Consider the following 15660-nt stretch of genomic DNA (forward strand, 5'->3'; position numbering starts at 1 on the left):
GGTGGACGCCGGTGTGGCACCGAAGGCACCGGCAGATGTGCGGCCATCCACTCCACGTCCAGCACACGTGCGGGCCCGGCCAGCGACCCGCGTGGGGGCATTCGAGCGGTCCCCACGCGTTGCGGCACGGCGGCAGATCCAGCTCGGCCGGGGTGCGGGTGGGCCTGTGCAGCGAGATGACATCAGCCATCGACCCGCCCCCACTCGACTACGCCGCACCGATGCATGCCGCCGTGGCCGTCCGGCCGGGAGCACAGCCGGTCGTTCTCGCGGCCAGGCATTCGCGTCACGCAGACTCTCTCGCCGGGGCGCAGCACCGTGCCGTCGGAGCCGAGCTTCCCGCAGTAGCAGCGACCAGCGGACGCGGCGTCAAGACGGCACGACACGCTGATCGGGCTCCACGGGAGCGCGCCGCGCACGCCCTTGTCGCGGATCGGCGCGTCGTCGAGTACCCAGTCGACCAGGTCCGACCAGCACTGGCGACGGTAGAAGAGCCGGTTGATCAGGTCGGCGATGCGCCACTTCAGACGCTCGATGCGGTCAGCCACGACGGGCTCCCTTCCGCTTGCGCTGCTCGGCGCGGCGCTGCTGCCGGTTCGGGCTGGCTGGCCACGGCTGGTTGAGGCTCGGGCTGGTCTCGGTCGACAGCGCGCGCACGGCGTCGGGGATTCGCATCGGCGTGGTGTCGGTGCTCTCCGGTGCGGGCCGCGTCGCCTTGCGCTGCTCGACCCGGGCGCCCCGCGACGGGGTGGGGCGCCCGTGCGACCGGCTACTCATCGCGGCCCGCCCGGCCGCGCTGCCTGGCCCAGCCGGAGTAGGCCGGGCAGCGGCAGGCCCGGCACGGCCGGACCCTGTTCTCCTCCGCCGTGTCGTGGTCGCTGAGCGGGTGCTTGCAGCCGTGCCGCTCGCAGACCGGCTCAGGCCGGTCGGCCGGCGTCTCCTCCGGGGCGCTCACGGCTCGCCGTCCGGCCGGCGCTCACCGAGCACGAACCGACCGGCGACGACGCTGCACACGAACCGCCCCAGCGAGGCGGGCGGCTCGGTCAGGCACTCATCGGCGACCCGGTTGACCTCGCAGTCGAACAGGCGAGGGCGGCAGGACAGTGGGTGTTTGATCGTCCAGCCGTTGGTTCGGAACTCGATGACGTGGTGCGGGTCCTCGTCGCCGCCGCCGAACTCCCCGGCCACGGCGCCCGCGATGAAGTCGGCCCACTCCTCGGCGCTGAAGTTCAGCGGCTCCCGCAGCGGGTGCTTGGAGTCGCGGAGCCGGACCGTGCCGTCGCTGTGCTTGAGCACCTCGACGCACGTCGTGTTGCCGCAGAGCGAGCTGCGCTTCCAGTTAGACATCGGCCTCTTCCTCGGTGGTGTGAAGCTGGGTGTGAAGTCGGGTGCGAAGTAGCGCCAGCTCCGTGCGGGCGGACGCCAGTTCGGCGCGGAGCAGGTCGTTCGCGTCGGCGACGGCCTGGACGTCGCCGTCCGCGCGCATGCGGTCCGCCCAGTCGCGGTCGTCGAGCGCGGCGGCGAGAGCGAGCTTCAGCTCGTCGCGCTCCGCCACGACGCGGGTCAGGTCGGCCTGGGACGCGGCGAACGCTGCCTGGGCCTGGCGCAGCTGGGCCGAGGTGGACCCGGTGGGCGGCAGGTCGGACCGGACGGCCGGTACGGGCTCGGCCCGCCGGGCCTCCAACCGCTCGACGAACGCCAGGTACTCCGGGCAGTCCCAGCTGTGCAGGCCGTGCGGGTCGCCGCCGCCCGGCTCGCCCACGCAGCAGTCCTTTTTGGCGCTCACGACCGGCCGTCCTTGTCGGTGGCCGAGAGGACGCAGAAGCGGTCCTGGTCGCCCTCCCAGGAGAAGTCGTCGAGCTCGCCCGTTACCGGCCCGGCCAGAGGGTCGCGGTAGACCGCCAGGAAGACCTCGTCGCGGCCACGACCGTGCAGCACGTGTTTGATCAGCTGCCAGAGCAGCGCGTAGGCGTTCACGATGTCGCCTCGCAGGCGCCCTTACGGCAGCGCCTCGCCGTCCGGTGCGAGAGCCACGCGCCGCAGTCCCGGCAGGTGGGCTTGCCGTGGACGTGCCACATCAGGTGCGCCATGCCGCCCTTGACCGCTTGGTCGCGGCCCCGGTAGCCGACCACCGTGGCGTTGCAATCCGCCTCGTAGCAGGAGATGGCCCAGGACGCGCCGATGCATGAGGCGAGGACTCGGCGGCCGTCGATGGCCAGCGTGTGTTCGCTCGCGACCTTGCTCACGACGCATTCCCCGGGATGACCGGCACCGACGGCCGCAGCGGCAGGATCAGCGAGCCCGGCGCCAACGCGTTCCGCACGTCCAGCAACGCGTTGAACAACCGGGCGTCACGCCCGTCACGGCCGCGAGCCAGCTCGGCCTTCAGCAGGCCGTCGATCTCCTCCATGGCGGCGTGGTGCCGCTCGGTCAGATCCAGCAGGGCGCTCTCGCGCAGCTCGGCAAGCTCGGCGCCGACGGCGTCGGGCGCCGGGACGGGCGGCTCGGCCGGCGTCTCCCGCCATCGGGCTGAAAAGCTGAACATCAGGCGCTCACCGCCTCGGTGAAGCGGCGGCAGCCGCAGTTGGAGTTCGAGCACGTCGCCCGCTCGCCGGCGTCCGTGAGCTTGTGCAGGCTGGACAGGCAGCCGCAGGTGCAGCGGCTCAGCTCGTACGGCATCTGCCCAGTCGTGGCCCCGGGATCCTGGCGGCTCATCGCCGCACCGCCAGCTCGCGGACGACCTGCTCAGACATCGGCCACCGCCGCTCGCACGAGGATCGCGTCCTGGTAGCGGAAGACCCGCACCGGTTCGCCGGCGTGGGCCTTGTCGTGGGCGCGGCCCGTCGTGGCGAGCATCTGGCCGAGCGTGAACCGGATCTGGATGCCCTCCAGGTCGAACTCCGCCTGGCATCGCCGCTCGCACGGGAACTCGACGGTGAGGGTTGCTGGAAGGTCTGCCTTCCTCGGCGCGGTCATCAGACACCCGCCTCGGCGTACGCGGCGAGCACCCCGGCGGGAACGCGGCCCCGTTCGGGGCAGTCGACACCGTTCGCCGCAGCCCACGCGCGTACCGCCTTGCTGTCCGGCGCGGATGCCATCGATGCCGATTCGGCCGACGCGGACCGCTTCGGCGTGAGCGCCTGCTTGATCTCCGCCAGGCGCCGCTCCAGCTTCTCGGCCTCGGCGCGCAGTTCCTTGCCGCGCTCGTACTCCCGCAGCTGCCCCTCGAGCTGGTCGACCAGATCCTGAACCTTGTCGGCGAGCCGTACCAGCCGCGGCACGTCGGACGTGGTGGCCCGGTTGATCAGGTCGGCGATCGCGTCCGGCCGAGTCGCTGTGGCGGCCACCGTGGCCGGCGCCGCGTTGGGCGCCGCGGGTTTGTTCTTCCGCTGCCAGGCCAGGGCGATCGTGCGTGCGTGGGGGATGTTGAAGTTCGCGATCTCCATGACGACACGGTCGACCTCGGCGCGCTTGACCTCGGCGTTCTGTGGGATCAGGTCGAGCGGTTCGCCAGCTGCGTAGTGGGCGAGGATCTTCGCCTCGTCGCGGGTGAGTTCGGCGACGATCGCGTCGACCGTTTCGGTCGCGCTCACCGCGTCCCCGCCTCGTGCCAGGCGATCCGACAGTCGGTGCGCTCAGCGAAGGCGGCCAGCGCCCGCACCTCCTGCTCGGTGGTCACCGGCGTCTGCGCCCACAGGTGCAGGACTCGGTAGACGTCGAGCACGGGCACGACGTGGACGCCCTGTTCGAGCAGGGTGGCGGCGATGTCGATCTGCTCGAAGTCGGACAGCTCGCGGTGGATGACGTCGACCACGTGGCCGTCGATGATCTCGGTTCTCACGCCTCAGCCCTCCGCGCGACGTAGCGGACGGCGAGCTCGAACTCGTCGCGGGTCTGGCGGCGCGCGCACCGCTCGGCGACCCAGCCGAACCGGTGCTTGCAGACCGGGTACTCGGTGCCGCGCGAGGACTGGCGGAAGACTTGCCAGCGCGGCTTCCCCGGCTTCGCACCAGGCGCGGCGGCGCGCAGCTCGGCGAGGAGCTGCTCGCGGTCCTTCGCGAGCTCGGCGAGGGTCGCGGCCCGAACCTCGGCCGTCGTCCGCTCGGCGGGGCGGTCCGCGGCGTGCCGCATCTCGGCCGTCACCGCGCCACCGCCAGCACGACCAAGCCGGCGAGGAACTCGCCCGCCAGGAGCGACCCCGCGCCGATCGACGCCCACACCCACGCCGGATCGGTGTTGCGGCGCGTGCCGCGATACCGGTCCGGGCGCTCGTAGCCGTCGGGCTGCGGGTCGACGGTCGGTGCCGCGTGGCGGGCCTCGTGCGGCGGGGTGTCGGTCGGCAGGAGCAGGGTGTTGCTGGCCGTGAGCCGTGCGAGCTGGCTCGGCTGGATCCGCGTCTCGCCATCCGCGAGACGGACGGTGCGGCTGCCGGTGACGGGCCCGCCGGGCCGGTAGAGCGGCTGCTCGCCGGTGATGTACGGCCGGATCAGGGCGGGCGGCAGGGTGTGGGTGAGGTTCTCGGTTGCTTCGCCGGCGTCGTGCCGGCTCAGTGTGCTGGTCATCGTCTATGTCCCTCATGCGAGCAGGTGCTGGATTGAGTGGTCCGGGGCCGCGCGCACCCCCTCAGCTCGCGCGGCCCCGGACCGGGGTGCCCGGCCGCGCGCGGGGTCGCAGCCCGCGCGGGCCAGGCGGTCGGGGATCGGCGGCCGGGGAAGGCGTCGCCGAGCCCAGGTGGTCAGGAGGTGGAGGGAGGCTGGAGCCTGCGGGAGCCGACGTAGCCCTCGGCCAGGCCGATCACGACGTCGTGGCCGAGGCAGACGTTGGTGTGCAGCTCGACACCGAAGCCCTCGTCCTCGCGGACGAGCTTCGCCTCGAACTCCTGGGGCCCGTCGCAGCGCGGCAACTCCTCGGTGAGCACCACGCCGTCGAGGTGCGCGAGGGTGTCGGCGAGCGCGCGATAGCGGCACCGGCCGGCGGCCATCAGAACGGCATCCTGTCGATGCAGGCCTTGCAGGTGACCGTGGCGTGGTCGTTGGTCCAGCTCTGGCCCGCCGGCAGCCGGATGATGCGCAGGTCGCACGCAGTCCTGGCTCCCGCGCCTTCGAGGTGGACCGGCGGCGTCTCGTCGACCAGCTGGCCGCCGTCGACCACGGCGCCGGTGTGCAGCGGCACGCGGGCGGGCGAGACGGGCGTCGGGTCGTCCTCGGTGTCGGCGCGGGTGTAGGCCAGGCCGGTCGGGTCGGGGTCGCTCAGGTCCTCGCACGTCGTGCCGGGCTCGGCGGGGCGGCCGTCCAGGTGCCAAGCGATCACGGCGAGCTCGGATCCGCCGAAGGACCAATTAACGACGGTCCGGTCGTCGAGGCGCTCCTCCGGCTGCCGGCCGAACCGGGCGCCGAGGTCACGGACGGTCCGAAGTCCTTCCGAATCGTGCAGGTCGACCTGCACGCGCATCCCCGACGGGACCATGGGCACCTCGGGGTGCCCCTCCAGGAAGGTGGCGAGTGCCCGGATGTCGGCGATCCTCTTGGCACGCTCGCCGCGCTCGCGGACCGCGGCGATCTCCTCGGCGGTCAGCACCCGCACCTGGTCCTCGGCGTAGAACACCGTCGTGTACGGCGTCCGGGTGTCGGCCTGGACGTAGGCGATCAGGACGCGGGCGCGGCTGTCGTCGGGCACGAACGGGTACAGGGTCACGATCTCGGCGCTGTCGCGGTCGAGGCCGGTGACCTCCTCGCCGACCCAGTCGCCGACCTGGAGCTCGCTCGCGGGCTTGGTGGCGGGTAGGTTCTGATCAGGCATCGGATGGCCTTTCTTGATGGGTTGGTAATCCGGTGCGCGGGCTGTCCGGGGTCGAGCCGGGCGGCCCGCTTTTGGTTCAGCGACCGCTACCGAGCGGCTTTCCGGGCTTCGGCCCGCTGGGCGGCTTCGGCGTCTGCGGCCGCGGTTTCGGTCTGGTCAGGACGGGCCGCCGTCCAGCAGCGCGCGGACCTCGGATTCCTTGAACCGGCGGTGGCCGCCCGGCGTGCGGATCGAGGAGATGTGGCCCGCCACGGCCCACCGCGTCACGGTCTTCGGGTCGACTCGGAACAGATGGGCGACCTCGCCGGGCGTCAGGAGTCGGTCTGGGCCGGTGGTCATGCCGCGTCCCGGCAGCGGTTGACGAACGCCTCGAGCGCAGCGCGGGGGATGCGGCGGGAGGTGCCGATCTTGATCGACTCGATCTCGCCGTCCTTGACGAGCTGCCACACCGTTCGCGCGCTGAGGTCGAGGACCTTGGCTGCGTGGGGGACCTTGTATGCCATCTGGTCGGGCCGACCGTCCGGCACCGCCGTGTTCCCGTCTGCGCCGTTGCTAGGCGATGCGTCTGCGTGCATGCAGTCACGGTAGCGTGTCTGCATGCACGGCGCACCTCATCCTTTCGGACGATTCGGAAGGGGTATCGACGAAGCTAACTTGTAAGGCATGCAACGCCATGCAGAGAAGCGGAACCTGAAACAGAAGCTGTATACCCGCAGGCCTAACGGGCGTATGCACACGCGGGAGCGTTCCCGTCCACGGGACAACCGTCCCGCAAACGGGACTTACCGTGACGTCGTGGCAGCAGCACCGATCGACCCGGCCGTGGCCCGGGCAAACTTCGCCGGCTTCGTCGACCGGGCCCTGCGCCATGCGCGCGACGGCGGCATGAGCGACCGCGACATCCAGCGCGTCAGCGGTGTCGCGACCAGCACCTTCCACCGGTGGCGCTCCGCCGAAGGTCGAAGCCTTCCGAAGCTGCCGCAGGTGCGCGCCTTCTGCCAGGCCACCGGCGCCAGCATCGAGGAAGCCCTACGCGTGCTCGGCATGACCGACTCCGCGCCGACGGCCACGCCCGAGCCGCCACTCCCCCGCGATATGCGCATCATCCTGCGGCGCCTGACCGACCCGAACACCCCCGATTCCGAGCGCGAGTTCATCCGCAAGTCGTTGCAGATGCTCGCCGGTACCGTCGCCGCCGACGCGCGCGCCGCCGAGCGAGCGGAGAACGACGCCGGCTGACAGGAGGCCGTGATGCCCCGTAGGAGATACCCGACGATCAGCGAGGGCGACGACGGCAAGTGGCACGCCTGGGTGTCCGTGACCCGGCCTGATGGCACCACCCGCCAGCGGCACGTCAAGCGCGCCACCGAGGCCGAAGTCGAGACGGTCGTCGACGAGCTGCTTGAGCAGAAGCGTGCCGGCGCCGCGGTGGAGCGCGGCCGGCCGCCGACCGTCGAGCAGTGGATGACGACCTACCTGGACACGATCGCGCCGCGGCGCTGCGACCCCGGGACGATCCGGGACTACCGCTCGCTGTGCGTCCACTGGTTCTTCCCCGTCGCCGGCGGGCAGCGCTTGGGCAAGCTGCTGCCGGGCCACCTGGACGAGGTCTACCTGAAAATGACCCACGCCGGGAAGGCGCAGTCCACCCAGCTGAAGATGCACCGGGTCATCAACCGCGCTCTGGAGGTCGCCTACCGCCGCGGCCTCGTCCCTCGCAACGTCGCGCAGATGATCGACCCGCCGACCGCCGAGGCCGTCGAGCAGACGGCGCTGACGCAGCCCGCCGCCGAGTCCGTGCTCGCGGTCACCGGCGACCGTCGCAACGGGACGCGCTGGGCCGTCGGGTTGGCGCTCGGCCTGCGCCAGGGCGAGGCGCTCGGCCTGCGCTGGTCGTACCTGGACCTCGAGCGCGGCGAGATGCGCGTCTGGTGGCAGCTGCGCCGCCGGGCGTTCGAGCACGGCTGCGGCGACAGCCCGTGCGGCCGCGTCCGGGGAGGCAACTGCCCGCAGCGGCACCTGTCGCTGAAGACCGGCGAGACGGCCGTCCTGGACCTGTCGAAGCCTGCGACCGCGGACCGGCGTACCGGGCTGGTGTTCAAGACGCCGAAGGGCAAGTCGAAGCGCACCGTGCCGATGCCGGACCAGCTGGTGGAGCTGCTACGCCGGCACCAGATCGCCCAGGACATCGAGCGCATCGTCGCCGAGGAGGTCTGGCAGGACCACGACCTCGTCTTCAGCCGGCCGGACGGGCAGCCGATCGACCCGAAGCACGACCATCAGGAGTGGAAGGCGCTGCTCGCCCTGGCCGGCGTGCCCGCGACCCGGCTGCACGACGGCCGGCACACGGCGGCGTCGATCCTGATCCTGCTCGGCGTGCCGATCGAGGTGGTGCAGGAGATCCTCGGGCATTCCGACGTTCGGGTGACGAGGCGGTACGTCCACGTGGCCAGCGAGCTGGCCCGGCTCGCTACGCAGCGCATGGGTTCGGCGCTGCTGAAAATCCCGCCTACACCCTCCCGGACACCCTAGATCTTGCGGAGGACGACGAAAGGGCTGGTCAAGCCCGGCGAAAACCGGGTCTGACCAGCCCTTTCGGATTGGAGCCGCCTGACGGAATCGAACCGTCGACCTACGCATTACGAGTGCGTCGCTCTAGCCGACTGAGCTAAGGCGGCAACGGTCACTGAGTGTACGGCATCGGCGGACGTAAGCCCCAGTGGGTCCGGTTGTGGCGCGCCAGAACCGGACCCGCCGGCACGCCCCGGACTAGTCTGCCTGTCGTGAGCGACCAAACCCCGCGCCAGCGGCCGGCGGAGGCCGAGCCCTCCGTGGCGCAACGGCCGGTGAGCATGGATCCGCAACAGCTCGGTTTCACGCCACAGCGCCCGGTGGGGTGGCTGGCCCCGTTACTGCTGCTCAACACCGGTCTCCGCACGCTGATGGCGATCCTCTTCGGCGCATATCTGGACAAGCGCGAGCTGCAGAACGCCCTGTCCGCCGACTCCTTCGCGCACCCCGGCATCGACGGCGAGCTGTGGTTCGACTACGTCGCCGACCTCGGCGACGGCTTCCACGCGACCTACTCCGTCGCCTACCTGCTGGCGCAGCCGCGGCTTGAGATCGACGGCCGGGTCCTGCCGCGCGGCCAGCTGCTGCTCATGGGCGGCGATCAGGTCTATCCGCTCGCCAACGGCGACGGCTACGAGAACCGCACCAAGGGCCCGTACCGCGCGGCCCTGCCCGAGCCGCCGGCCGACGGGCCGCGACCCACCCTCTTCGCCTTGCCCGGCAACCACGATTGGTACGACGGGCTTACCGCCTTCCTCCGCCTCTTCGCCCGCCGCAAGGATGGGCACATCGGCGGTTGGCGCACCCAGCAGAGCCGGTCGTACTTCGCGGTGGAGCTGCCCGCCAACTGGTGGATGTTCGCGATCGACGAGCAGTTCGGGGCCTACATCGACGATCCGCAGCTGGTCTATTTCGAGGACGCGGCCCGCGATCTGGGCCCCGAGGACCGGGTCATCCTGATGACGCCGTCGCCGACCTGGGTCAAGGCCGCGAAGAAGCCCGAGGTGTACGACGCGATCGACTACTTCATCCGCACGATCCTCGCACCGACCGGGGCGCACGTGCGGGTGCTCCTCTCCGGCGACCTGCACCACTACGCGCGCTACACGGGCGAGGACCGCGAGCTGATCACGTGCGGGGGTGGCGGGGCGTACCTAGCGGCGACGCACAACCTGCCGGAGACGCTCACGGTGCCGCCCCGGGAGACGCTGACCCGCAGCGCGAGCCGGAGCCGGAGGTATTCGCTGGTCTCCCGCTTCCCGAGCGCCGCGGACTCCAGGCGGATGAGCTGGGGCGTGTTCCGCAGGGTGCCGATGCGCAATCCGGGCTTCGCGACGATGCTCGGCATCATCCAGACGCTCACGATGCTCGCGATGTCGGGCGCGGCCGGCCAGGGCGGGACGCTTCAGCGGTTGTTCAGCATTCCGCTGGTGATCATGATGTTCCTGGTCCTGGCCGGTACGGTGCTGTTCGCCCAGCCGCCGAGCGCCAACGCCGCGGCGCATTCCCGGCATTGGATCATCGGTCTGCTGCACGGGTTCGCGCAGCTCGCGCTCGCGGCCGGCGGCACGTGGGTCTGGCTGCGGTTGCCGTTCCACGAGTGGGCGTGGCCGGGGCCGCCGGTGGTGGCGGCGGTGCTCTACGGGCCGCTGATCGCCTACCTGGCCACCGCGCTGCTGTCGCTCTACCTGCTGGTCGCGAGCCGCTTCGACGTGAACGTCAACGAGCTCTTCGCGGGCCAGGGCATCGAGGACGCCAAGAGCTTCCTCCGGATGCACATCGCCGCGGACGGCACACTGACCGTGTACGCGATCGGCGTCGACAAGATCTGCCGCCAGTGGGTCGCGGACCCGGACGCCGCCCCGGACAGCTCGTGGCTACGGCCGCAGGAGCCCCTGAACCCGCACCTGATCGAGCCGCCCGTCGTCGTGGACCGCCCGGCGGCCCCGACGTCCCTGGACACCGCGGCCGGCGCCGGCTTCGACAAGGGCGGCCCGGATCAGTTGTAGTGCTCCTCGTGGGCCTGGCGGGGGGCGCAGACCGATGCCCTGCTGCACGCGCAGCGGGAGCCGTCGGCGTCCATCCGGACCACCACCGCGTCCTTCGGGACGCTGTGTGCGACCACCCGGCCGTCCCCGTCCGGGGTCGTGACGCGGCTGCCCACCGCCGGCGCCGCGGCCTGAAACTTCTGGTACAGGGGATGTTCGTACTTGAGGCAGCACATCAGGCGGCCGCACGCGCCCGAGATGCGTAGCGGGTTCAGGGGCAGGTCCTGGTCCTTGGCCATGCGGATCGTCACGGGTTCGAAATCCGTCAGGAAGGTCGCGCAGCACAGGTCCCGGCCGCAGGAGCCGATTCCGCCCTGCACGCGGGCCGAGTCGCGGGCCGACAGCTGGCGCAGCTCGACCCGGCAGCGCAGGGTCGCTCCCAGGTCCCGGACCAGGGAGCGGAAGTCGACCCGGTGCGGCGCCGTGAAGTAGATCGTCGTTCGCGCGCCGCCCGCTCCTCCCTGCTCCAGGACGTGGTCGACGGCCACGACCTTCATCGGGAGTTCGTGCGCCTTGATCAGCTTCTTGGCGGCGACCTTGGCTTCGGCCTTGCGTTTGCGCAGCATCTCGTCGCGCCGCAGGTCACGGTCCTCCGCCAGGCCGACGACCTTGGGAAACCCGTCGGTGTCCTCGCTGACCCATTGCGCCGCCCAGACGCACTCCGCCACCTCGGGCCCGTCGTCGGTCGGGACCAGCACGCGGTCGCCCACCTGGGGCGAGAACTCGCCCGGGTCGAGGTAGTAGAGGCGGCCGTACCTGTTGAAGCTGACCGCGCACAGCATGCCCATGAACACACCCTACGGCGACGGACCCGTGGTGCGAAGTGGCGCAGAACTGCATAGATCCGCGCAACCCACAGAATCGACTCTCGTTGGGCCATCCCGTAGACGTCGCTCTTTGCGGCAATCCTTGGGGGAGGACCTTTTCATGATGCCCGCCGTGCCAGCACGGGTTGATCCAACACCGGCCGAGCCCGTCCGGGCCGCTTCGCGAACGACCAGAAAACGGACAAGTGCCGCCGCATTCGGGCTGGTGGGGGCGCTGCTTGTGCCGCTGCCCGCCGCCGCCGCGCCGGCGCCCTGCGAGCAGGCCGAACGGTACGCCGCCCAGTCCGGCGCCGAACTCCTGCGGATCGGGAAACTCGACCTCGGTCCCGCAGGCCGCAACGACAAACCGATCACGAACATCGGGATCGGCGAGGCCAAGTCCGCCATGGTCGCCCAGTCGGCCGTCAACGCCGCGGCGCTCAGCCGAATACTCAACGGCGGATCGGCGAACCGGAAGAACCTCACCGAGATCCTGCAGCAGACGGCCCCGCCGAGCCACCAGGAGCCCGCCCGGCGTGCCATCGACGCCACCGAGGTCGGCCCCTTCAGCCTCGGTCGCGGCGAACTGACCGCGCACGCCCGGTGGGACGCCGGCATGGCCTGCGGGGCCACCGCCGGCGAGGCGACCCGGGCGGGGGCCGGGTTGAGCCGCGCCGGGCTGCTCGAGGACGGCGACGACGCGCTGATCCGCGTACCCGGGAGGGTCTCGAGCCTGAGCACGACGGGCATCGAGCGGCGCGGGTCGTCCGCGCGGACCGTGGCCTCGGCCTCCATCGCCGGCGGCGACGCCGAGGTGTTCGGCGGCGCCGTGCGGATCAAGGTGATCAAGGCGCCTTCGCTGCTGGCCGCGATGTCGACAAGCGGTGGCGGCGAGATCCGCTACCTGCCGGCGGTGCTGGAGGTCTCCGGCGAGGGCATCGAGACCGCGCGGCTGGACACGGCCGGCGACAACGTCGAGCTGGTGCTGGACGAGGGCGACGACGGCCGGGGAACTGACGACGACGCCGACGACGGTCAGGACGATGGCGGCAGTTCCGTGAGCCAGCGCTCGGGCAGCGTGGAAGCGGACGGCCCGGGCGGTTCGGAGCAGGGCGACGCGGCGGGAACGGCCGAGCGGCGCAGGCCCAAGACGAAGGCCGACAAGCCGGGGCTGCTCAGCGGTCTGCCGAAGCTCGGCAAGCTCACGTCCGCGGCGCCGGTTCCGGTGCCGGCGGTGCCGGGGGTACCGGGCCTGACCGGCCTGCCGGCGGTCGACGAGCCGCCCACCGAGTCCGCGCCGGCCGCCACGCCCGGCACGCGGGTCAGGATCTCGCTGGGCGACGTTCGCCAGGCCACCTCCGGCCACGCCATCGCCGCCAAGGCGACCGCGATCCGCATCGCGATCACCAAGGGCCCGGACCGCAAGGCGTACGGGAACGGCAAGGGCGGCGTCATCCTGGACTTCGAGATGGGGCTGCTCGAGGCGGCCGCGGTCTCTCCCGAACCGATCGGCGGCGACCCTTCCGACGGCAGCGTCGACGGCATCGGCGGCGGCCTTCCGATCACCGGTCCACGGGTCGACGTGATCGCGCTGACCGGCCTGGCCCTGCTGATCGCCGGCACCGGAGCCCTGTTGTTCGGCATGCGGGGGCGTTCACGACGCTGACCGACTTCGATATGGCCGTCGAGCCGAAAGGTGCCGACCTACGGCTCGACCCGGCTACCCCGCAGGTACCGTCCTACTTCGACCGAGCGGCCGATTCCCGGCCCACCCCGGCGACAAAGGCCGGTCGGAGGGGTTGAGTGTGACGTACGCCTGCGGGGGGTGCAGGAGAGGGTCACGGCGCCGCACTCGGAACCGGATTTCCGGGTACGGCGCCGTCGCCGTCCTCATAGGTCGGTCGTCTCGAGGTCGGCCGAGTCGCGCAGCAGGTCCGCGCCGGTCGCGCAGCCGTCCGCCACCGCCCGTAGCACCAGCGCACCGACCTCCGCCGCCGCGTCGAGCTCGCGGGACGAGGACAGATCGGCCTTGCTCTCCGCGAGGAGCACCGCCTCGGTCGAGCTCAGCGCCCGCGCCAGCGCGTCCGCCACCGCGTCGCGTGATCCGCGCATCCAGGCGACGAGCCCGTCCGCGAGGTCGGCCGAGGCCTCCAGCCGTGCGTCCAGGCTCTCCTCGCCACCGCTGAGGTGCCCCGCGGTGCGCCGCCGGACGACGTCGTAGGCCTCCGCGGCCGCACCGGTCCACTCGCCCGGCCCGGGCAGGGACGTCGCGAGCGCCGCATAGGCCCGGGCGTTCCCGCGCAGGCTCGGAGCCGCTTCGAGCAGCTCCTCCGGCCTCAGCACCGCCACGCTGCGGGCCGCGTCGCCGGGCAGCAGGCGCACCCGGCGGAGCTCTGCCCAGACGTGGTGGTCCGCGGGTGCGCCGCCGGCCGCCAGGAGCTCGTCGACCCGGCACAGCAGCGGGGCCGCCGTGGGCAGGACGCGATCCAGCCGGTCCATCAGATCCCCCGCCGGATGCGGCGCCCGGCCTCGTCGTCCGTCTCCGCGTAGCTTCTGGCGACCATGCGGACGTCGGCCGCCAGGGTGGTCAGCCCGGCCGCCGCGTCGGCGGCCTCGCGGGACCGGGCGGCGAGCACGGCCGTCCAGCGTTCGTGCAGCAGGCGGCCCAGGCGGCCCGGGACGCCCTCGTCATCCGCGCCGAACGCGCCCGGCGACGAACCGTAGGCCGGCAGCGAGCGATCCACTGTGGTCAGCGCGTCCGCGAGGGACTCCAGGCGCTCGGCGAGCTTCTCCATGTCAGCGCTCCCCCAGCGATCGGAACGCACCGAAGACCTCGTCGTGCAGCTTCTGCCGCGCCCAGCGCGCCGCCTCCGTCGCGGTCGTCACCACCGCCTGCACCTCCCGGGCCAGTTCGGCGGCGCTGCGGTGTTGCAGGCTGCCGCGGATGCGCACGTCGGTGATCTCGCCCGCCGCGGTCACCAGAACCTCGACCGAGTCGTCCGGCGAGTGCACCGAGACCACGTGCCCGGCGACCGCCTTCTCGAACTCGGCCCGCAGCACGTCGAGGCGGCGGTAGCGTTCGATCGCCTCGTCGATCCATGCCTCGTCGATCTCGCGGGGCATCCGCAGGCTCCTTACCGGGCGTGCCGCCATGGTCGCGGTGCGACACCGAACCGTACCCGGTCGGGTGACCCGCGCGCAGCCCTTCTTCGTCCCCTGTGGATTACCCGCGCCAGAGGTTGAGCATCATCGCCTCGACGGCGATCCTCGGCTTCACGTTCTGCTCGATGGCGTCGCGGCAGGCCAGGACCGCTTCCAGCCGGCGCAGGGTGCTTTCCGGCGTCCATTTGCCGGCCGCGGCCGACGACGACGCCGCGGTGTCGGTGTGCACGACCGCGACCGGAGCGCGCAGGTTGGTCACCAGCACGTCGCGGTAGAAGCCGGCGAGGTCTACCAGAGCACGGTCCAGGGCGTCGCGCTGCGAGCGGGTCGCGCGGGACTTCTGCCGCTTCTCCAGGTCCTTGATCTGCCCGGCCGCGCCGCGCATCGCGCCCGCCGCGCCCCGGCCCGTACCGCCGGCGCCCAGGGCCTGTTCCAGCGCCGCGCGTTCCGTGGTGTCGTTCTCCGCGAACGCCGTTGCCGCCTCCGCCTCCGCGGCCTCGATCAGCGCGGACGCGGCATCGAAGCACGCGCCGACGCCGGTCAGCCGGCGCGGCACGGCGAGCACCGCCTCGCGGCGGCTGCGCGCATCCGGGTCGTTCGCGAGCCGCTTGGCGCGGCCGACGTGACCCTGCGCGGCGGCCGCGGCCCAGGCGGCGACGTCTGAGGCGACCCCGTCGCGCCGCACGAGAACCTCGGCGACGGCCTCAGCGGGTGGCTGCCGCAACGGTACGACCCGGCACCGCGACCGGATGGTCACCGAGATGTCGTCCGGGTGCGTCGACGGGGTGCAGAGCAGGAACACCGTACGCGGTGGCGGCTCCTCGATGGCCTTGAGCAGCGCGTTTCCGGCCGCCTCGGTGAGCCGGTCGGCGTCCTCGATCACCACCGCCTGCCACCGCCCGCCGGAGGGAGCGGTGCCGGCGCGGAGCACCAGCGCCCGCATCTCGTTCACGCCGATCGAGAGGCCTTCCGGAACCACGAAGCGCACGTCGGCGTGGGTGCCGCCGAGCACGGTGTGGCAGCCGTGGCACTCGCCGCAGCCGGTGCCCTCGCGCTCGCACTCCAGCGCCGCGGCCAGCGCGCGGGCGGCGACGGAGCGGCCCGAACCCGGCGGCCCGGTGAAGATCCAGGCGTGGGTCATGGCGCCGTTCGCCGCGACGGTGTCACCGGCGACGATCCGGGCGGCGGCCGCGGCGGCCCGGCGCATCGTCTCGACGGCCTCGTCCTGCCCGACCAGGTCCGCGAACACACTCATGGCGTCGATTCTCGCTCGC

The 15660-nt window shown here is 72.1% G+C and carries 27 protein-coding genes and 1 tRNA gene; 4 read left to right on the forward strand and 24 right to left on the reverse strand.

The genetic code is table 11. The features are described 5' to 3' along the window. Positions 1 to 182 precede the first annotated feature (182 nt). From AB0B58_RS14790 to AB0B58_RS14875, 18 genes are all read right to left on the reverse strand, one after another. On the reverse strand, positions 183 to 548 hold the full coding sequence (locus tag AB0B58_RS14790) for a hypothetical protein (RefSeq protein ID WP_360223304.1): 366 nt from the start codon (positions 546 to 548) through the stop codon (positions 183 to 185). Beyond that, the gene (locus AB0B58_RS14795; protein ID WP_360223307.1) at positions 541 to 777 is read right to left on the reverse strand and encodes a hypothetical protein; all 237 of its coding nucleotides are present in this window, start codon (positions 775 to 777) and stop codon (positions 541 to 543) included. Before AB0B58_RS14795 ends, AB0B58_RS14790 begins: the two co-directional genes overlap by 8 nt. After that, complete coding sequence (locus AB0B58_RS14800) at positions 770 to 955, reverse strand: hypothetical protein (RefSeq protein ID WP_360223310.1); 186 nt, start codon at positions 953 to 955, stop codon at positions 770 to 772. The genes AB0B58_RS14795 and AB0B58_RS14800 overlap by 8 nt, the downstream gene beginning before the upstream one ends. After that, on the reverse strand, positions 952 to 1347 hold the full coding sequence (locus AB0B58_RS14805) for a DUF6085 family protein (RefSeq protein WP_360223313.1): 396 nt from the start codon (positions 1345 to 1347) through the stop codon (positions 952 to 954). The genes AB0B58_RS14800 and AB0B58_RS14805 overlap by 4 nt, the downstream gene beginning before the upstream one ends. Continuing rightward, positions 1340 to 1786, reverse strand: a complete 447-nt coding sequence (locus AB0B58_RS14810; protein ID WP_360223316.1) for a hypothetical protein — start codon at positions 1784 to 1786, stop codon at positions 1340 to 1342. The genes AB0B58_RS14805 and AB0B58_RS14810 overlap by 8 nt, the downstream gene beginning before the upstream one ends. Next, entirely contained in the window at positions 1783 to 1977 is a 195-nt protein-coding gene (locus AB0B58_RS14815) for a hypothetical protein (protein WP_360223319.1), read from the reverse strand. Before AB0B58_RS14815 ends, AB0B58_RS14810 begins: the two co-directional genes overlap by 4 nt. Continuing rightward, positions 1974 to 2246 (reverse strand): hypothetical protein, encoded by a 273-nt coding sequence (locus AB0B58_RS14820; protein ID WP_360223322.1) that lies wholly within the window; start codon positions 2244 to 2246, stop codon positions 1974 to 1976. The genes AB0B58_RS14815 and AB0B58_RS14820 overlap by 4 nt, the downstream gene beginning before the upstream one ends. Beyond that, positions 2243 to 2545, reverse strand: coding sequence for a hypothetical protein (locus AB0B58_RS14825; RefSeq protein WP_360223325.1), 303 nt, complete (start codon positions 2543 to 2545; stop codon positions 2243 to 2245). Before AB0B58_RS14825 ends, AB0B58_RS14820 begins: the two co-directional genes overlap by 4 nt. After that, complete coding sequence (locus AB0B58_RS14830; protein WP_360223328.1) at positions 2545 to 2715, reverse strand: hypothetical protein; 171 nt, start codon at positions 2713 to 2715, stop codon at positions 2545 to 2547. The genes AB0B58_RS14825 and AB0B58_RS14830 overlap by 1 nt, the downstream gene beginning before the upstream one ends. 30 nt (positions 2716 to 2745) lie before the next feature. Beyond that, positions 2746 to 2976 (reverse strand): hypothetical protein, encoded by a 231-nt coding sequence (locus AB0B58_RS14835; RefSeq protein ID WP_360223331.1) that lies wholly within the window; start codon positions 2974 to 2976, stop codon positions 2746 to 2748. Next, complete coding sequence (locus AB0B58_RS14840) at positions 2976 to 3593, reverse strand: histone-like nucleoid-structuring protein Lsr2 (protein ID WP_360223334.1); 618 nt, start codon at positions 3591 to 3593, stop codon at positions 2976 to 2978. The genes AB0B58_RS14835 and AB0B58_RS14840 overlap by 1 nt, the downstream gene beginning before the upstream one ends. After that, on the reverse strand, positions 3590 to 3841 hold the full coding sequence (locus AB0B58_RS14845) for a hypothetical protein (RefSeq protein WP_360223337.1): 252 nt from the start codon (positions 3839 to 3841) through the stop codon (positions 3590 to 3592). Before AB0B58_RS14845 ends, AB0B58_RS14840 begins: the two co-directional genes overlap by 4 nt. Next, the gene (locus tag AB0B58_RS14850) at positions 3838 to 4143 is read right to left on the reverse strand and encodes a hypothetical protein (protein ID WP_360223340.1); all 306 of its coding nucleotides are present in this window, start codon (positions 4141 to 4143) and stop codon (positions 3838 to 3840) included. The genes AB0B58_RS14845 and AB0B58_RS14850 overlap by 4 nt, the downstream gene beginning before the upstream one ends. Further along, complete coding sequence (locus AB0B58_RS14855; protein WP_360223343.1) at positions 4140 to 4562, reverse strand: hypothetical protein; 423 nt, start codon at positions 4560 to 4562, stop codon at positions 4140 to 4142. Before AB0B58_RS14855 ends, AB0B58_RS14850 begins: the two co-directional genes overlap by 4 nt. Before the next feature lie 173 nt (positions 4563 to 4735). After that, complete coding sequence (locus AB0B58_RS14860; RefSeq protein ID WP_360223346.1) at positions 4736 to 4981, reverse strand: hypothetical protein; 246 nt, start codon at positions 4979 to 4981, stop codon at positions 4736 to 4738. Then, positions 4981 to 5799 carry a hypothetical protein gene (locus AB0B58_RS14865; protein ID WP_360223349.1) on the reverse strand — a complete coding sequence of 273 codons (819 nt, stop codon included), beginning with the start codon at positions 5797 to 5799 and terminating at the stop codon, positions 4981 to 4983. Before AB0B58_RS14865 ends, AB0B58_RS14860 begins: the two co-directional genes overlap by 1 nt. Before the next feature lie 156 nt (positions 5800 to 5955). Then, positions 5956 to 6138 (reverse strand): BldC family transcriptional regulator, encoded by a 183-nt coding sequence (locus AB0B58_RS14870; RefSeq protein WP_360223352.1) that lies wholly within the window; start codon positions 6136 to 6138, stop codon positions 5956 to 5958. Continuing rightward, positions 6135 to 6374 carry a helix-turn-helix domain-containing protein gene (locus AB0B58_RS14875; RefSeq protein WP_360223355.1) on the reverse strand — a complete coding sequence of 80 codons (240 nt, stop codon included), beginning with the start codon at positions 6372 to 6374 and terminating at the stop codon, positions 6135 to 6137. The genes AB0B58_RS14870 and AB0B58_RS14875 overlap by 4 nt, the downstream gene beginning before the upstream one ends. 88 nt (positions 6375 to 6462) lie before the next feature. Between AB0B58_RS14875 and AB0B58_RS14880 the strand changes: the two genes are divergently transcribed. Both AB0B58_RS14880 and AB0B58_RS14885 read left to right on the forward strand, forming a co-directional pair. After that, the gene (locus AB0B58_RS14880; RefSeq protein ID WP_360223358.1) at positions 6463 to 7038 is read left to right on the forward strand and encodes a hypothetical protein; all 576 of its coding nucleotides are present in this window, start codon (positions 6463 to 6465) and stop codon (positions 7036 to 7038) included. A gap of 12 nt (positions 7039 to 7050) precedes the next feature. Beyond that, positions 7051 to 8331 carry a site-specific integrase gene (locus AB0B58_RS14885; protein WP_360223361.1) on the forward strand — a complete coding sequence of 427 codons (1281 nt, stop codon included), beginning with the start codon at positions 7051 to 7053 and terminating at the stop codon, positions 8329 to 8331. 69 nt (positions 8332 to 8400) lie between these two features. Here AB0B58_RS14885 and AB0B58_RS14890 read toward each other — a convergent pair. Beyond that, positions 8401 to 8477, reverse strand: a tRNA-Thr gene (locus AB0B58_RS14890). Between the two features lie 105 nt (positions 8478 to 8582). Here AB0B58_RS14890 and AB0B58_RS14895 point away from each other — a divergent pair. Then, a complete protein-coding gene (locus tag AB0B58_RS14895; RefSeq protein ID WP_360223364.1) occupies positions 8583 to 10379 on the forward strand; it encodes a metallophosphoesterase in 1797 nt (598 codons plus the stop codon). Here the strand turns inward: AB0B58_RS14895 and ricT are convergent. Then, complete coding sequence (ricT, locus tag AB0B58_RS14900) at positions 10370 to 11206, reverse strand: regulatory iron-sulfur-containing complex subunit RicT (RefSeq protein WP_360223367.1); 837 nt, start codon at positions 11204 to 11206, stop codon at positions 10370 to 10372. The genes AB0B58_RS14895 and ricT overlap by 10 nt on opposite strands. 244 nt (positions 11207 to 11450) lie before the next feature. Between ricT and AB0B58_RS14905 the strand changes: the two genes are divergently transcribed. After that, complete coding sequence (locus AB0B58_RS14905) at positions 11451 to 12890, forward strand: hypothetical protein (protein ID WP_360223370.1); 1440 nt, start codon at positions 11451 to 11453, stop codon at positions 12888 to 12890. Between the two features lie 224 nt (positions 12891 to 13114). Here the strand turns inward: AB0B58_RS14905 and AB0B58_RS14910 are convergent, their stop codons facing one another. The 4 genes from AB0B58_RS14910 to AB0B58_RS14925 all read right to left on the reverse strand — a co-directional run bounded on the left by AB0B58_RS14910 (position 13115) and on the right by AB0B58_RS14925 (position 15641). After that, entirely contained in the window at positions 13115 to 13723 is a 609-nt protein-coding gene (locus AB0B58_RS14910) for a hypothetical protein (protein ID WP_360223373.1), read from the reverse strand. After that, complete coding sequence (locus AB0B58_RS14915) at positions 13723 to 14019, reverse strand: hypothetical protein (RefSeq protein ID WP_360223376.1); 297 nt, start codon at positions 14017 to 14019, stop codon at positions 13723 to 13725. The genes AB0B58_RS14910 and AB0B58_RS14915 overlap by 1 nt, the downstream gene beginning before the upstream one ends. Position 14020: 1 nt before the next feature. Next, complete coding sequence (locus AB0B58_RS14920; protein ID WP_360223379.1) at positions 14021 to 14347, reverse strand: YbaB/EbfC family nucleoid-associated protein; 327 nt, start codon at positions 14345 to 14347, stop codon at positions 14021 to 14023. Positions 14348 to 14447: 100 nt separating this feature from the next. Next, positions 14448 to 15641: a DNA polymerase III subunit delta' gene (locus AB0B58_RS14925; protein WP_360223383.1), complete on the reverse strand. Its 1194-nt coding sequence runs from the start codon at positions 15639 to 15641 to the stop codon at positions 14448 to 14450. Positions 15642 to 15660 lie beyond the last annotated feature (19 nt).

The sequence above is a fragment of the Actinoplanes sp. NPDC049118 genome, from assembly GCF_040648555.1.
Taxonomy (GTDB): domain Bacteria; phylum Actinomycetota; class Actinomycetes; order Mycobacteriales; family Micromonosporaceae; genus Actinoplanes.

Excerpts from the sequence above, each read along its gene's own strand:
- AB0B58_RS14795 (WP_360223307.1), bottom strand. The coding sequence starts at position 777 with ATGAGTAGCCGGTCGCACGGGCGCCCCACCCCGTCGCGGGGCGCCCGG.
- AB0B58_RS14805 (WP_360223313.1), bottom strand. The coding sequence starts at position 1,347 with ATGTCTAACTGGAAGCGCAGCTCGCTCTGCGGCAACACGACGTGCGTC.
- AB0B58_RS14825 (WP_360223325.1), bottom strand. The coding sequence starts at position 2,545 with ATGTTCAGCTTTTCAGCCCGATGGCGGGAGACGCCGGCCGAGCCGCCC.
- AB0B58_RS14830 (WP_360223328.1), bottom strand. The coding sequence starts at position 2,715 with ATGAGCCGCCAGGATCCCGGGGCCACGACTGGGCAGATGCCGTACGAG.
- AB0B58_RS14835 (WP_360223331.1), bottom strand. The coding sequence starts at position 2,976 with ATGACCGCGCCGAGGAAGGCAGACCTTCCAGCAACCCTCACCGTCGAG.
- AB0B58_RS14855 (WP_360223343.1), bottom strand. The coding sequence starts at position 4,562 with ATGACCAGCACACTGAGCCGGCACGACGCCGGCGAAGCAACCGAGAAC.
- AB0B58_RS14860 (WP_360223346.1), bottom strand. The coding sequence starts at position 4,981 with ATGGCCGCCGGCCGGTGCCGCTATCGCGCGCTCGCCGACACCCTCGCG.
- AB0B58_RS14865 (WP_360223349.1), bottom strand. The coding sequence starts at position 5,799 with ATGCCTGATCAGAACCTACCCGCCACCAAGCCCGCGAGCGAGCTCCAG.
- AB0B58_RS14870 (WP_360223352.1), bottom strand. The coding sequence starts at position 6,138 with ATGACCACCGGCCCAGACCGACTCCTGACGCCCGGCGAGGTCGCCCAT.
- AB0B58_RS14875 (WP_360223355.1), bottom strand. The coding sequence starts at position 6,374 with ATGCACGCAGACGCATCGCCTAGCAACGGCGCAGACGGGAACACGGCG.
- AB0B58_RS14880 (WP_360223358.1), top strand. The coding sequence starts at position 6,463 with ATGCAACGCCATGCAGAGAAGCGGAACCTGAAACAGAAGCTGTATACC.
- AB0B58_RS14885 (WP_360223361.1), top strand. The coding sequence starts at position 7,051 with ATGCCCCGTAGGAGATACCCGACGATCAGCGAGGGCGACGACGGCAAG.
- ricT (WP_360223367.1), bottom strand. The coding sequence starts at position 11,206 with ATGGGCATGCTGTGCGCGGTCAGCTTCAACAGGTACGGCCGCCTCTAC.
- AB0B58_RS14910 (WP_360223373.1), bottom strand. The coding sequence starts at position 13,723 with ATGGACCGGCTGGATCGCGTCCTGCCCACGGCGGCCCCGCTGCTGTGC.
- AB0B58_RS14915 (WP_360223376.1), bottom strand. The coding sequence starts at position 14,019 with ATGGAGAAGCTCGCCGAGCGCCTGGAGTCCCTCGCGGACGCGCTGACC.
- AB0B58_RS14920 (WP_360223379.1), bottom strand. The coding sequence starts at position 14,347 with ATGCCCCGCGAGATCGACGAGGCATGGATCGACGAGGCGATCGAACGC.
- AB0B58_RS14925 (WP_360223383.1), bottom strand. The coding sequence starts at position 15,641 with ATGAGTGTGTTCGCGGACCTGGTCGGGCAGGACGAGGCCGTCGAGACG.